This window comes from Salinibaculum rarum (genome assembly GCF_030505615.1).
Classification (GTDB): Archaea; Halobacteriota; Halobacteria; order Halobacteriales; family Haloarculaceae; genus Salinibaculum; species Salinibaculum rarum.
In genome coordinates this window covers 516,710-531,677 of sequence record NZ_CP129994.1, presented here as the reverse complement: position 1 = coordinate 531,677, position 14,968 = coordinate 516,710, and the positions used below count along the sequence as shown (strand labels likewise).

The 14,968-nt window shown below is 49.8% G+C and carries 16 protein-coding genes; 12 read left to right on the top strand and 4 right to left on the bottom strand.

The features are described from left to right. The first annotated feature begins 20 nt into the window (after window positions 1-20). Window positions 21-1,328 (top strand): hypothetical protein, encoded by a 1,308-nt coding sequence (locus tag QYL91_RS18030; protein ID WP_302083450.1) that lies wholly within the window; start codon window positions 21-23, stop codon window positions 1,326-1,328. A gap of 88 nt (window positions 1,329-1,416) precedes the next feature. Next, window positions 1,417-1,953, top strand: a complete 537-nt coding sequence (locus QYL91_RS18025; protein ID WP_302083448.1) for a hypothetical protein — start codon at window positions 1,417-1,419, stop codon at window positions 1,951-1,953. A gap of 77 nt (window positions 1,954-2,030) precedes the next feature. Here QYL91_RS18025 and QYL91_RS18245 read toward each other — a convergent pair whose 3' ends face one another. Further along, window positions 2,031-2,519 carry a metal-dependent hydrolase gene (locus QYL91_RS18245; RefSeq protein ID WP_369685641.1) on the bottom strand — a complete coding sequence of 163 codons (489 nt, stop codon included), beginning with the start codon at window positions 2,517-2,519 and terminating at the stop codon, window positions 2,031-2,033. 96 nt (window positions 2,520-2,615) lie between these two features. Between QYL91_RS18245 and QYL91_RS18020 the strand changes: the two genes are divergently transcribed. Continuing rightward, a complete protein-coding gene (locus tag QYL91_RS18020; protein ID WP_302083446.1) occupies window positions 2,616-3,374 on the top strand; it encodes a CPBP family intramembrane glutamic endopeptidase in 759 nt (252 codons plus the stop codon). Between the two features lie 52 nt (window positions 3,375-3,426). Then, window positions 3,427-4,752 (top strand): hypothetical protein, encoded by a 1,326-nt coding sequence (locus QYL91_RS18015; protein ID WP_302083443.1) that lies wholly within the window; start codon window positions 3,427-3,429, stop codon window positions 4,750-4,752. Window positions 4,753-5,541: 789 nt separating this feature from the next. On the opposite strand, the gene QYL91_RS18010 is transcribed toward QYL91_RS18015, so the two are convergent. Together QYL91_RS18010 and QYL91_RS18005 are read right to left on the bottom strand one after the other, a co-directional pair. Then, window positions 5,542-6,573, bottom strand: a complete 1,032-nt coding sequence (locus QYL91_RS18010) for an A24 family peptidase (protein WP_302083442.1) — start codon at window positions 6,571-6,573, stop codon at window positions 5,542-5,544. 16 nt (window positions 6,574-6,589) lie between these two features. Then, window positions 6,590-6,937: a hypothetical protein gene (locus QYL91_RS18005; RefSeq protein ID WP_302083440.1), complete on the bottom strand. Its 348-nt coding sequence runs from the start codon at window positions 6,935-6,937 to the stop codon at window positions 6,590-6,592. Window positions 6,938-7,149: 212 nt separating this feature from the next. Here QYL91_RS18005 and QYL91_RS18000 point away from each other — a divergent pair, with 212 nt between their 5' ends. Beyond that, window positions 7,150-7,692, top strand: coding sequence for a TATA-box-binding protein (locus QYL91_RS18000; RefSeq protein ID WP_417750581.1), 543 nt, complete (start codon window positions 7,150-7,152; stop codon window positions 7,690-7,692). A 15-nt stretch (window positions 7,693-7,707) separates the two neighbouring features. Next, window positions 7,708-8,322, top strand: a complete 615-nt coding sequence (locus tag QYL91_RS17995) for a hypothetical protein (protein ID WP_302083436.1) — start codon at window positions 7,708-7,710, stop codon at window positions 8,320-8,322. Between the two features lie 99 nt (window positions 8,323-8,421). Here QYL91_RS17995 and QYL91_RS17990 read toward each other — a convergent pair whose 3' ends face one another. After that, window positions 8,422-10,164 (bottom strand): site-2 protease family protein, encoded by a 1,743-nt coding sequence (locus tag QYL91_RS17990; protein ID WP_302083434.1) that lies wholly within the window; start codon window positions 10,162-10,164, stop codon window positions 8,422-8,424. Window positions 10,165-10,412: 248 nt separating this feature from the next. Between QYL91_RS17990 and QYL91_RS18350 the strand changes: the two genes are divergently transcribed. From QYL91_RS18350 to QYL91_RS17965, 6 genes are all read left to right on the top strand, one after another. Beyond that, entirely contained in the window at window positions 10,413-10,568 is a 156-nt protein-coding gene (locus QYL91_RS18350; protein ID WP_465269224.1) for a DUF7563 family protein, read from the top strand. A 661-nt stretch (window positions 10,569-11,229) separates the two neighbouring features. Beyond that, window positions 11,230-11,685, top strand: a complete 456-nt coding sequence (locus tag QYL91_RS17985) for a hypothetical protein (RefSeq protein WP_302083432.1) — start codon at window positions 11,230-11,232, stop codon at window positions 11,683-11,685. 129 nt (window positions 11,686-11,814) lie between these two features. Further along, a complete protein-coding gene (locus QYL91_RS17980) occupies window positions 11,815-12,696 on the top strand; it encodes a transcriptional regulator TbsP domain-containing protein (RefSeq protein WP_302083431.1) in 882 nt (293 codons plus the stop codon). A gap of 98 nt (window positions 12,697-12,794) precedes the next feature. Beyond that, on the top strand, window positions 12,795-13,484 hold the full coding sequence (locus tag QYL91_RS17975) for a hypothetical protein (RefSeq protein WP_302083429.1): 690 nt from the start codon (window positions 12,795-12,797) through the stop codon (window positions 13,482-13,484). Window positions 13,485-13,535: 51 nt separating this feature from the next. After that, window positions 13,536-14,159: a hypothetical protein gene (locus QYL91_RS17970; protein ID WP_302083427.1), complete on the top strand. Its 624-nt coding sequence runs from the start codon at window positions 13,536-13,538 to the stop codon at window positions 14,157-14,159. A 41-nt stretch (window positions 14,160-14,200) separates the two neighbouring features. Beyond that, window positions 14,201-14,908 carry a thioredoxin domain-containing protein gene (locus QYL91_RS17965; protein WP_302083425.1) on the top strand — a complete coding sequence of 236 codons (708 nt, stop codon included), beginning with the start codon at window positions 14,201-14,203 and terminating at the stop codon, window positions 14,906-14,908. The last annotated feature ends 60 nt before the right edge of the window (window positions 14,909-14,968 follow it).

Here is a 14,968-nt window from a genome sequence, read left to right as displayed (position 1 = left end):
TCCTCCAATCGAATGACAACGTGCAGTTAGATCAGACCACAACTGACACTGGTGACGTCCTTCAATTCACCGTCTACGCTACTAGTGACGGTGACGTGTATTATCCTACTGCACTCCCAAATAGATTCAAACCAAGCGGTGGCGACGATCTTACACCAGTCGATGTAACAATCCTAGACGGTTCAGAAATCAGGGCAACTGATGAAACAGAGACTCTTCGATACGCCGACCTCCTTAACGTTGTGCGCGTGCTTTTGAACGACCCGCTTGCAGACCTAAACGTGCAACATGTGGACTGGACACCCGTATTGCACTACCATGAACAAAGTCACGCCGCGATCGGCGCAGAAGTTCTTCGCCGGTTATTCTATGAATCCTATCATCAGGAGAATCCAGACATATTTTCTGCATCAGTGAATGGAATCTCATTTGAGGTGTCTGATCAAGACATCTACCCGCAAATCGGGACTGACGCTGAAGCCCCCATTCATGCTTTCCAACAGACAGCTAAGCAACTGTTCAGTGACTTATCGCCTTCTAACACCATCACAAAAGACTTGATTGACCCGCCGAATTTTCGCGCAAACTGGGCAGAACCCGCTTTTACTCTCCATCCACACTCCCCACGGATTCTCGAACAGTTACTCACCGTAGGGTCACCGGATTTTCAAGAAATCGTTGCAGAAGTACCCGGTGTCAGCACACGCAACGAAGTCGGAATCCACCATCTCGGACTCCTCCTATGTTTTCACAATGAATTTGATGTCCTCACGCCACGCCAACGGGATGAATTGTTGGCGGCAAACCATCCTGTCGTCGAGTATGTGCGCAGTTCCACTCCAATCAATCTCAGTGAAGAAAGTGATATCGTAAGATTCCGTGAAAAACATGACTCAACGGTGCTGGAACGACTCTATCAACAACGCATCTTGCAACAATGGAAATCAGAAGCTAACTACCAATTTGACCTCGCTAAAGGTGATACTGTTGTCGTTCATGCACCAAATGCTCGACAATGGTTAGCTGTCCAGCTGGATGCGCAACGAGCATTTGATGGGTACGAAGAGTTAATGGAACCGCTGTGGTTCGGTACTGTGCAGCAGATATCAGGGTATCAAGAAATCACAAACTCCGTTTTCAGTGATCATCAGCCTGCCCCTGGGTCAGAATTTTCTTCAACACCACGGCCAGATGCTACTGAAGACAATCAACCCGGAACAGTTGTCCCAGTCTTCAGCTCACACCTGTACAGTGCAACACCTGACCCAAATGCACCATTCACCGACATAGATACTGGAATTGCCGATAACCTTCCAGATGAAATCTGAGAGATTAACGAAAGTCGAAGAGAAAGCACTCGCATTTCATCGCTAGGAAGAACTCAAAATTGGGGCCTATCCGACCAGAGACTTTTCCGTGAAACTTGCGTATACTCAAGTATCAACACCCATGGCTAACTTGCTCCTATTTTTCGGGGTTATAATCCTCGTGTATGGAATCGCAGGCCTGTTCGTAGCATATCTTGTTGACGACTTCTCGGGAGAAATACGCAGGCTAACCGAAGTTATCAAAACTGCCGTCGTCGATAACCTGGACACCTCCACTTCAACATCTCCGCAGAGTTCGCGCCCAGATGCACAAACCGATCATTCTCATTTAACTCCATCCGAATCACACGCCAAGAGCTCTGGGACAGAACCCACAAAAAGCCCTGAGGGAGTTAATAGCCACGCGGAAACTGACTTTTCAGAGGGTAATGAGGAGGGATGCGGTGAACGTGACGTCGACGGCGAAGACACTGATTCCACTAAGGAACAAGAAGTGCAAGACATCTCGGACTTTGTACAGCGTTCTGAAACTGGATCGAGTGAGAACGCAGCGAGTTCTGATGAAGAAACAGACATAGATGCCGGTGGAGATGATCAACTGTCGATATCTGATTTCACCTCTTAAGCTGATTCATCTCTGGATGAAATATCCTTGAGAATGGTGGCGGGCAAAGGATGCCACTCGTCGTGAAAGACCCTTAGTCAATTAAGTCCCATTGTGAGAGCCCATATCAGCAATCCGCTAGTGAACAGAACCGCGTTTAGTGTTGAATTTGCAGCAGTCGTCAGATGTAGCGTGTACGTGGTAGTGCTCAACGGAGCGAAGGGTTGGATGCCGCTGTGCGTGATTATGTCCCCAAGAAGATGTGATAAGATCCCGGCAGTCATACCAAGGAATATGATTGTGACAAACATCGTGTGAGACAGACCAAATGGGAGAGTGCTCGGTGGGAGTGAATTACCGAAAAACCCAGCACCAAGAACTCCTATTCCCGCACCAAACCACACCGTGTGTGTGGGGCCGCGATGCGTAACCAGGGGGAGTTTCCGATCGACGTCAGGAAGGACCGAAGTTGAGAGCATGAGTCCAGTCACAAGATAAGCGATTGAGGGGTGCCCTGTCACGATAAGTGCAGCACTAATCGGGGTGGCAAGAAGCAAGGTGATTCCATAGTGACCTTTCCAATACATCGGTGGACATCTAATCAACTCGTCTCAAGAAAGAAAAATGGTGGAAAACCACGGCAGGCTAAGGTACTTATTTGTCTGCTAGATACATCACAGTAAATGAGCCTAGACGCTTTCGGCGACTACTCTGTCGCAGACTATAAACCGGCGTTGTACGCAGTTGGGGAAGGATTTGGTCTTTCAATTGGAGTGATGTTTCTGGGGGTGCTTGTCATCAGTGTCCTCGATCCTTTCGCTGGGGTAATTGGAGTGAAACAGATGCCAGGTGCGAAACTGGGATTGGAAACGGTGAGCGTGATTATTGCTGAGGTCCTTCTTGGGGTTTGGTATCTCCGTCGCACGGGTCGTGGCTGGGAATATATTGACATCCAACAACCGTCACTCCGTGACATCGGTGTTGCTGCTGGTGGCGTGGCGTTGATTCTTGGGGCAGCGATGCTCGCGGAGCTCTTACTCGTGTGGGCAGGTGTGGACTCCTCAAAGCACGCTATCGAACAGATGGTTACTCCAGAGAATTCGCAAATCCTCCTTTACCTGGTTCCAGTCTCGATTTTCTTGGTGGCGCCAGCTGAAGAATTCTTCTACCGGAATATTATTCAACGCCACATTGAACAAGTCACAACACCACACAGAGCACTCATCCTCGCTAGTTTCCTGTTCGCAGCGATTCACATCCCGTCCTACATGTCTGCCCAAGCAACGAATATGGGTGTTAGCCTCGCGTTAGTCTTTCTGTTCAGCCTTATTCTCGGCGCATCGTACATTCGATCCCAGAATCTCCTCGTTCCAATCATCATTCACGGTCTCTTCAACGCGCTTCAATTTCTCACCCTGTACGGGAACTTGACCATTAACTGACTCTGCGGATCACACGCTTACTTTTACTTCGGTACCGAGGGAAAGACAACGTATGCCATTCCAACAGTTGGATTGGTTTCCAACAGCGACTTCTTCCTACCTAGAGTCAACGATCGCACCTGCCACTGTTAATGACCGGTATCTCTACCCCGGTGATGCTCTAACAGACGACGGTACTGTGTATTTTATTCTGGGGACTGGACTCGGGCCACTGAATGACTCCGCAGACGTGTATGATTCAGACACGGAATCATCTGAGCTGTACACGAATCCGGAACTCGAAACACTCGTCGAAACAACCCTCCCGTACCACTACACGCTTGCCTATGGTGCAGACTACTGCTCTACCACTGGAGAAAGTGTGCATCTTTCTATTGGGCGTGGCCATGATCCCAAAGGTGATGATGTCTACTATGCGTGGTGGGCTACAGCTCGCCCAGGAATCCCAATTATTTACCCCAGTAACGAAAGTGATGCTGTCCACAGTGTCGTCGTAGATTCATTCCCTCAACTTGAAGAACTGTTCCGTAATCGGGAATCTGAACCGCAACTTGGCACCCTTTCACAACTCATCAACAGAGTGAGTGGCCTTAACGAGACCGTTGATGAATTAGTCATTGAAGCCCGAACTGTTGCTCGACAACGGTTCGGCCAAGATGTCGTCCAGGCAGATGAAACTGAACAAGACTCTGGTCGGCGTGGTTCACCGCATCAGGAAACAACCGATATTCCAACAGTGACAGATGGCACTGGACTCCAACAGGGCGGTGACTACGGTGTTTATGCTGGTGACCGTCTTTTCCTCAGCGAAACAAACGCAGGTCTGGAATCACTTAGCGACGTGTCGAATGAAGTGTGTCTTCATACTGCGAATCACTTCGTTGTGCGTGATGCTAATCCAAGTGCAGACCCGCCTACTGTGACCATGCTGAATGCCACCACTGACGAGATTGCGGAATACACCGCTGATGAATTCATGGACATCAAATCGACAGCTGTCTCAGGTGGCCGATACCTACATGCACTCTACCGTGACGCGTACATCGAGGTTCTTGGCCTCAATGCGCCGTTTTCGTACACTCTGCATGTCTATTACGTCACCGGTGCAACCGACACGCCTCACTTCCTCATTACTTACGACCGGCACGATCTCGACACGCCACTCCTTGAGCATCCATACGGACTTCACACTGCACGACTCACTTCTCTCGACGGCGTCCTTGACACTCTCAGCAGCCCAACTGACGCGTTTGAAGACAAACCAGGTGACTTCGATGAATGGGCTACTGAAGACAATGTCAAAGAACTCAGCACGCGTGCTGAAACTGTCGTTGAAGACATGGTAGAGAAACGCGGTATCCCTCACGATACACACTAGGACCGCAAGTGACAACTCACCAGCAATGCGTCGAGACAACAGCGTGTCCACTGATACTCCTTTCCTAAGAACCAGATGAATCATCTAGTATTCAAGGGGCTGTATTACCTAACTCGAACCACGTAATCCAATGCCTCCTTCCCAAGAAACTACCACTCCCACGTCACTCACTGCACTTGGAAGCAACCGTCTTGCAGCCCCACTCATTCTTGAGGACGACCTCAAAGATCGTATCCGGACGCTCACAATCACCCCCGACTACGAGACCGTCATTGAGACACTCCGGGGTACATCACGGTATCTGCATGAAGTCGGACACCGTGTTGAGACCGACCTTACACTTGATCCACCTGGAGCTGGACCAGTTACACTCTCCATCTGGCCAACTCGAACGCCAACAGCGCATCCAGACCGAGACTTTGAAGACTACTTTAGCGGTTCTGACGGCACCATTCAAAGACAGTCGCCGACATACACATCGATTATTGCGTATCCGTTCGACGAGTCAACTTGGAATCGTGTTCAGGCGGCACTTGAGTACGTGATACAAGTCTTTCAGCACGGGCCGATCATAACAGACCACATTGAAGCTCAAGCTGTGAGGCGACGGGGTGCAACCAATCAGCCTTAATGATTCTCTCCGGTGTGAACGCCGGAGTTTTCCTTGTGGGAGTCTCGGCTATGCCGATTCCCCGGAAGCAACATTTCCGTCACGGTGGACGGTACTCGGGTCTGTGCGCTGCTCTTTGAGATTTGAAGAAGCGTCTGTGGTTGAACGCCATTGATAGTTCACAAAACAGTGGAGAATACAGTAATAGCAAGATCGCCGTAGGTGAGACTAATAATGAATCCGATTGTGAGTGGGATGAAAAATGGGAGTCCTGGACTGACCCACACTGTTTCCTCTGTGGTGATCGTGTTGAGTCCACGGCGAATTGTCGCAGCGTCCATCCCATAGGTGACCTCGGTGTCCGCGAGAAAGGCATCGACAGCCCATGGATCGTCCTCTTCTGTGCGATTCTCTACTTCGCCATCGTCGTGCGTTGCATCGGGTGTGCGTCTAGAATCGGTGTCGGTTTTCGTGGTCTGTTGGGGGGTGTGTCCGCCGTCTGTCACGAGTCCGTTTCCGGGTTTGTTCGGATTGTTCGGAGTTGTGGTGCGGTATTGTTCAGGGTTCGTTTGGAGTTCAGGGAGTGTGATACCGCGCCATTGTAGGTACATCCGGAGGACGTCTAGGTCAAGTCCTTGTCGCCCGTTCTGTGTATCTTGTTCGATGAGCCGGCCGTGCAGGTCGGCAAGCGATGCAGTCTCTCGATGTCGGGCTGTATAGGCTGCAAGGCGCGGGGGTGAGTGTTGAATGATGTTGTTGAGGCTTAGAACTACCGGGTAGACAGCACCAATAACTGCTGCGTTTGTGAAGACAGTGAATGCGAAGATTCCGAGTGTTGGTGTGACTATTGGCACGGCGACTGTGGGAAGGTAGTATGTTGGATAGGTGGCGAATCCAAACCCGAGTACGATAATGGCTTTTACGTCGGCGCCGCCGAAGAGATTCCCGGCCCAGAGCCCAACCGCTAGTACGGGGAGGAATAACCCTCCAAAGACCAGCTGGATTGTCGTGTAAGTGGGGAATCCGGCGTACCATGCAGTGAGCAGGTCGTGTCCATAGAGACTTAGACTTACGACAATGAGTGGGAGCCAGGTTATGTTGGGGACACGGCGTGTTTGGTAGTCTCGCCATGCTGCCCAGGTGAGAACAGGGATGAACAAAAGACGAACGAGGTTTGGAAGCGTGGTGTCGAGTGGTCCGATGCTAATCATTTGTGTTCTTGGGAGTCTACTCGTAGGTTTGGCTCACGGTTCGGAAGGCAGAAACCAGTGCGACGCCGGCAATAATAGAGTACGCTATGATGAGAAAGGCTGAGACAGGCGTGAGATATGGGATGATTTGGTTCGGAAGGAGGAGAGTGGTTGGTCCAGCAGGCGGTGCAGTGGGGTTTCGCCAATGAATGAATACTGTGATGGCGTACGGTGTGACGAGAGGTGCAGAGAAGATGATGAGGATGCTTCTAATGAGTTCAAAGTCGATGGTTTGAATGACATCTTTGTCAGAGTTGAGGGCGTCGAGGCTATATTTCCACTGGGAATCTTCGGATTTCTGTTCTGAGTTATCACAGTCGCTCATGCTATGTGTTGTGGCTTTCTGGGTGGTGTCCTATATGGGTTATCCTTGGTCGCGTCTTGGACATGTTGGGAAACTACGTTGTTGTATTGAAATACTTCAAGGTTGGGTATAGTGCCTGTTTCGTTGCTATAAATCTCCGCTAATCTCTCCCCTCCCCTAACTCTTTTAAAAGAGGTGTCCTTACTCCCGGATGACCGATGTCGCAAACCAGTATGAATGATGTCACCGTGGAGAACGTAGTCACTTCCACGTCAGCTGGGGCAGAACTCGACCTTGACGCACTGAACAACGACCTGCCTCAATCAGAGTACAACAGAGAACAGTTCCCCGGGCTCATCTACCGCAGCCAAGACCCAAAAGCAACGACTCTGATTTTCCGTTCCGGGAAAATCGTGTGCACCGGTGCAAAAAGCCTCAAAGACGCCAAAAAGGCACTCAACCAACTTTTCAACCAGTTCGACAGTCTCGGGCTCGAATACGATGAGCCAGAGATCACTGTCCAAAACATTGTCTCCAGTGCGGATCTTGACAAGCGCCTCAACCTCAATGCGATCGCCATTGGTCTTGGCCTGGAAAGTGTTGAGTACGAACCCGAACAATTCCCAGGGCTCGTTTACCGTCTCGATGAGCCTGATGTCGTCACTTTGCTCTTCGGGAGTGGCAAGCTCGTAATCACAGGCGCGAGTAGTCGTTCCGAAGCCAAAACCGCATTAGATGAACTCCGCACACATCTTGACGAATACGGCCTTGTCTAAGTAGACTGGTTACGAATGGTCTCTGAGATACAATCCATAGAAGAGATACCTGCAAATATCGACGACGAGGTTCTTCTCGCCGCAGGACGTGTCCGATCCAGTATCGACACATGGGCAGACCTCGTTGATGATAACCCACTCCAAGCTGAGGCTGCACTCGAAGACGCCACCGAACAATACGTGGAACTCGTTGAAACCTATGTGGCTGTCCATGCTGATGTTCTTCCACTCCTTGAAAACTGGGACAATACAGATACCGGAGAACACATCACCAGCGACACTATCGGAGCCATCATCCACAATTCGTTCCTCAAATGGGTTGATGTCCTCGGTGTATCACTCGAAACCGACTCTGCAATCGACATCACCAGTCCAAAAACTGCCGTCGACGAATTCTGGGCTGTCATAGACGTCTTCGATGCAGACACCCCAACGACTCGGCCAAAACAACAAAGCGAACTCGTACTCACAATCTTCGACGGATGGGTTGATGCTACTCGTGAGAGCTTCAAAACCAATGGTATCTCCACCCATCATCAACAACCCCCTGGACTAACCACCGCGTTCTCAGTGACATTCTACGAGACGCTGTCAACCTACACAAGCAACAACGGGTCGGTTTCGCCGTAGCCTTTGCACTGTGAAGTCTTCATCCGCCGTGACCGTCGAAACTCCTCGCTGTTTAGAGAAGTGCACAGACGCCGCCAGAAGTTCGTCTGTGAGATGCCGTTAACCGAAAAGAAACGGGACGGCAAAAAGAGAAGCAAGTGCAATAAAGATCACCACTGTGAATCCAACAGTGAGTATTGAACTCAAGCGACTGTCTTCGGCCGCAATGTTGTACCGTTCTAGGAGACTTTCGATACTGGTTTTCACCATATGTCCTCCGTCGAGGGGGAAAGTTGGGATGCAGTTGAATAATCCAATGTGCATATTAATCCAACCAGACCAGAACAAGACATTCGCTAAGAAGAATACAGCTGGTTCTACACCAGCAAGTGCCGGAATTGTATCGTAGAAATTTGCTTCTGCCCCGGTGACTCCTGGGAAATTGAATGGGAGGCCAAGAGATGTTGCCATTGGGAGAGTTAACAAGAGTAGGAATTGCTGATACCAAGGGAGTTGTCCATTCATGGAGAAATCACCTTTGTAGAATCCAAGGTACGTCTGGAGAGGGTAAGATTCTACACCAATATCGGTTGTTTGAATTCCTATTGTGCCGCGTGCAGGAATAAGACCATACTCACCGTTATTCGCGGTGATGGTTGTGTTTCTGACTTCGCCATCGTGATAGAGACGTGCTGTCACTGCCCCAGTCGTATTTTCTAGTACTTTTTGGAGTTCGTCTGCCGTGATCACTCGTTTCTCATTGAGATGTGTGACGTACATTGTCTGCTCAGATGAGAGAGCAGTGTTCGTAGCAGGAGAGTCGGGGGAGGCTTTTACTGGGACGCCCACGGGCACAGTCACATTCTTCTTTGAGGCAGTGGTCAGCGTAACAGTGTTCGTTGAGGCGTTTCTGATTGCTGCTTCGAATTCTTGCTCAGTGGTGACCTCGGTCTCGTTCACAGCGGTGATCTTTGCGCGAGGAGCGATATTTATGCCTTCGAGTGCACCGACGACGTACACTTGTCGTCTGATCGTGATCTGCTTTTCACTGTTCACCGTTATCTGCACGGTGTCAGCGTTCGTCGCGGCAAGTCTGTTTTGTGCTCCCGGAAGGTCATTCACTGGGGTTCCGTTTATGTGTGTGACACGGTCGCCTTCTTCGATACCAGCATGGTCTGCGGGTGAATCAGGGTAAGAGTGGGCGATTGCCACGCCCCCCGCTGGTGTAATCAGAGCGCCAATAACCACAAACAGTAGCGCGAAGCTGAGGATGGAGAACGCGAAATTGTTCGTGACGCCAGCAGCGTACATTCGCAATCGATCCATGGTTGGTGCACTTTCTTCTTGATCCGCATCTGGTTCGACAAATGCTCCCACTGGAAGAATAGTAAATAAGATGAGGCCGACACGGTCAATATCGATATCAGCGACGCGGCAGAAGATACCGTGGCCAGCTTCGTGAATGATGATTCCAATCCCGAGACTGATGAGTATCTCTGGGAGTACTGATAATGGGAGATAGTCATTAACGCCAGGAACAATGAGCATATTTGTCGGATGGTAAATACCGGTGGGTTCTGGCGGATTTCTGATGACGGTAAACGCAGAAACCACAAGAAGCACCATCGTGCTCAGAAGAACACCGACTGCGGCGATAAGACCTCCACTCCCCCAGTATCGCCAGAATCGCGGTGATGCATTGGCAATGGTGTCGATTGTGTGTTTACTTCGTTCTGTTTGCACCGTGACCACTGGCCCGTACGGTTGTAAGAACTCGGGTAGCAGATTTGTCTTTTCGAGTCCGTAGATGCTGATGATGAATGTGATCGCAGCGATTCCAAGAATCAACCATCCGTTTATCATTTCTCGAACCCTCCACGTGACTGAATGTTCCTTTCTCGATGCCGAACCGGCGAGCTGAGGAAGTGGCTCATAAGGCGTACCACGGTATAAGTCGGGGTTGGGCAAAAACGTACGGCACGATGAAATTCCCTTGTCTGAGTGAAAGTGTGGAAATTCGCAATACATCAACGGCATGTGTTGGGATATTTTCTTGGAGGCGCGGCGTTAGCGCCTTACTCTTTTTATCGTTGAGTGTGAGTAATCAGAGTATGGCTGAATGCCAAAATTGCGGAGCATTTGTCACAGACCGATATGTGAAAGTTTTCACACCAGAACAAGTTGACCGTCCGCGTGTTTGCCCAAATTGTGAAGACAAAATCCGCGATGGTGCAGATGTCCGGAAACCACGATCTCCTCGTAACTGAGCAAGGCGTAAAGGATTAATCACCGATGCCCGTATATAATTTCGAGATGAGACAGGGTAGAATGACTTCACACCGCTGAGTATAACACAATTTGAAATGACCTGCCTCCCGATAATCACTGAAAATGGGATCTGACTCCTCTGACCAGCGACAATCCATGAATAAGTCTGAAAACGACACTGAACCCGCTACCGCACAGGTGGACTCGAACACACCTCCTGGAACCACTAGTGAAAGCGGAAAACAGCCGACATTCATTGCTGATTCAGTGTATGCAGTCACTGATGAAGGCGGACACGGAAATCTCATCATTGTGGATGAAACCGCTCCGATGTCACAATGGCTCGAGTTCACACCTGGCGACGACAGTATGCCTCGGTGGCATGTCTGTGCACGGTGTGGCTACGCGGCACCCTCTGATTCCTGGTGTGCTGAAACAAACCGTGAAACTGTATGTCCGGAATGCGATTTCGACCACTCCAAATAGGTCAAATACTTCCTGATTTTCACGAATTCCTTTAAATTTGTTAGCACAGGCGTTCCCGCTTCTTTGACTTCCCTCCGTGAGTGATTCAGTCAGGGGAATCTCGTAAACTCCAAGTGTTTATCAGAGTGTCGTGATTCGTAACAGATGCACGCAATCGGGTGATTTCAATAAAGTATGGCCAGCAATTCCAAGCAAGCAACAGCAATTCCCGATATTAACAGATGTTTCGAGACTGCTCGTACAGCTCTTCGATCAGCAATTCACAGGACTCACACGGGAGCAAATACAAACACTGCTGTAGTCGCTGGGCAAGAAATTGCAGATACGATCCCCATCGTTCAAACAGCCCTCAAAGACTGTAACACTGCTCTTACCGAACTCCAAGAAGAACTCACGACTGACCCTAACGCAGAGCAAACCCTGCCAGAAAGAGCGTTCAATGCTGCACAAAATAATCACGGAGCGGGCAGCATTATTGACCAGATTGCCGGAGAATTGGGGGAGGAGAAAGTTGTTGTCGGACAGAACCCAGACATAGATGCTCGTGAACTCGAAGAATTGCTGTTCGATCTTCAGAACGCGCTTGAGCAAAAACACCGATCTGTCCGAACCGTTCTTCACATGGTTTGAGAAAGTGTGAACCCACCCCGGGGTCAAGCCTCGAGGCAGTCGCCTCGAACCGCCTGTACAAAGACTCAGTAAATCACCGACCCCACCTCATGTTTAACTTTGTACTGCAACTACTGTCTCCTGATGGCGGTGAAGAGTTACGACCGTACACTCTCTCGTGAGCTCCGACCGATTTATTTGAAAGTCTTGGAGAAAGCAGCAGACCACCTCTGTGTCTACATGAGAGACGAGACACACGTAGATGCCCTCGTGCGAGTCTTGTGGAGTGAGATTGGTCATGGAGCAGGTGCTAACGTTGACGAGGTGTCCGTGGTTGTCGAAGAAGAAACTATCTTGAAACGAGTGGCTGCTGATTTCAAACTCGAAGTGCTTATGAGCGAACTTTCTACTTCGAATAGCCACAGTGAACTTGAAGATGTGGATGTTGGATTCTACGTTTCGAACCAGGATATCCGTGAGATGGGGAGCACTACCATATTTGTCACACCGGATGATGTAGGCGCTATCATCTGTATGGGGGATTCACACGGGATTTTCTCTGCCTATGACCCTCAAGACTATCGCGGCGCCTTAGAGGATATTTTGAGTACTAGCGAGAAGTATACGGTTGAGATTGAGTCCTGGGAAGATGTTCTTGAGAAGTTGGAAGCAACTGCTGGAAGTGAGGCGGTGAATGTGTTTGAGAAAATGGTCGGTGCGTGTTCAACTTTGCATCCCGCCGGAGATGGCTTGGATGTTGGAGATCTTGCTGTTCTAACGGGAGCATGGCTTGGATTGGACCAATCTGTGGTGAGTAGTTGGGCCTCGTCGATCGGGATTTCATCCGACGCATCAATTACGCGTCGACGGGACGACTTCGAGGAACAAGGATTGATTGGTGTTGGTGAGAATCCTGGTGGGAGAGGTGCTCCTTCGAAGACTCTTGAAGTGTCTAGTGATGTCCGTCACGAAGTTTCGACTCCAGCTGAGTTTGTTGAATACGCCCTAGAGGTTTCTGCGGGCAGAGTGTAGATGAGTGAGGCGGAACAGCGGCCTAACTATTTTAAGGTTGCTACCATGAACTATGCACCAAGACCACTGATGAGCGCCCCGCTCAAGTGGCGAAAACTATGACAGATAGCACAAATCAATCTGATGCACTTCAAGAGTCAATCGATGACAACTTAGTGTATGTTCTGATCTACGAAGGATCGACTGGGACAGACTTCTCCCAGCTAACAGACCCTACATCAGTGGCTTCGCAAGTCGCACGCGGTCGAGGTGCTGGCGAGCTTCGAGACGATATTCCAGACACGGACGACAGCACCAGCGAAGATACCGAGCAGCAAGAAGAGTACAGTCTTAGCATCACTGAGGGGAAGATTGGGACGAAAAGCGGATACGTGATGCGATTCGTGACTGAAGATCATCTTGATCTGAACGTCTTTGATGTTCTCTCAGTCCCGGACCTCCAAAGTTACCCGGTTCCAGAAGATGCTTACGACACACTGCCAGTCCACATTCGCGGCTACCTAGAAGAAAACGGGTACGTGAAGATCAGGGGTAGTTATGATCATGAAACGTCGTCGTTCTTCGGCGTGCAACGTGGATGGGAACATGAAGGGAGTGACGTCAATGCGTGGGATAGACTTCCCGAACTCATCCGTATTCTTGGGAGTGAACAGGCTGCTATAGACTATCTCCTTATCGAAGAAGGCCCCAAACGCTGGGATACTGAACGCATTGCGGAAATCCGTGATGTCACTGAGCGCGCTATTGATGAGAACCTTCGCGTTGCTCGTGCTGAACTGAGTGAATAGCATCAAAACACGAATGTCTAAACCGTTCCACGGATTACAGCCATGTGACTCGTGACTGCAAACAGCTCTATAGCTGTGTCATCTGAGAATGTAGACACACTCCGAGAAGCAGATAGCAAATCAAGCAGTAATATCATTACTTACCAGTCACAGGCTGCGGTCGCAACTGCTTATCCACATCTCAAGTTAACTAGTGACACTGCTGTTCAACGCGACGAATCTGACCGAGTTATCCAAGCTATATGTCGCGTTTTTACAGAATTCCCTAAACATGATCTGATAGAGTTCTCGGCTGGCTTTCTAGATGAGCATCCGGTTTTAGGGGACTGGACGTTCAATCCACCATGCATCTTTGCCCGTGTTGAAACACTCGACAACACTAAGAATCAAATCCAACTCTCCGATGTGTACGCGGCAAATACACTTCTTGCTCAGTCACTCCTCATCAGTCACCATCACGAGAAGCTTGCTGACGCGGTAATTGCTGTAGACTCTCCAAGTAAGCCCTCACCTGATGTCGAAAAACTAGAAACAAACGTTGAGGAAGCCAAACGAGATCTTCAAGCCAAATCACCACTTTTGGAGACCCAACAACGCTATGAGACTAATATCACAGTCTCAAGGGATGCTGTGACTATTCATCGGTGGGGAGGAGAGACCGAAGCACACCCCTAATTCTTTACCAATTCGATGCTCTATTCTGAGGTAGACGGGCTATGGATGATGAACGAGTACAAGCTCTCCGCAAACGCGTAACTGACTCTGCGGAAATCTTTCTGTCAAACCCTTTCACCGGGGATACGCTACGCGCGTTGGTCACTGGAGACGTGTATTCAACCGACGAAAATCCTGTGACAGGTCTTCCTGCACCTACACGGTGCGAAGATAGTGCTCCAGTTATCGTTGCGCAGTATGTTGATTACGCAGCCAACCGTGCCCCAACGTATTGGCACAGCGTCCTTCCTGAAATTGAACATCAATATGGCACACGCATCCGATATGAACATCATGATGCCCCACCGCTTGACTCGTCTACACTGTCGTACAAATTAGCGACTATTGGACGATGCATTCAAGATCAACGTGGTGACGGAGTGTTTTGGGATTGGATTGACCTACTCATGAAACGAGGTGTGTCATCCGTTGAGGAAGCCTACGGACTTGGTGTCGAAATTGGTGTAGAAAAGGAACAACTTCAGACTGCGGTGCAATCAGATACATACGGTGAGGTTATTCGGCATGATGCGCAGTCAGCACTAGCCCAACTCCCCACCACCGAGAACGCCACTCAAGGCGCGGATCGTAGCGCGAATTCGCCGACTTTCATTGTGTTAGTAAATGGGAAGCAAGTGCAACCGACATACGAGTCGATCGTCGGCGCTATTGAACGACTCAAATACGGAGCACCAAATCAACGCCAGTGAACTCTTCCCACTCGGTTCTCAAGACCAAAGATGGTGGTCGAAACTTTCGGAGCGTTGCTA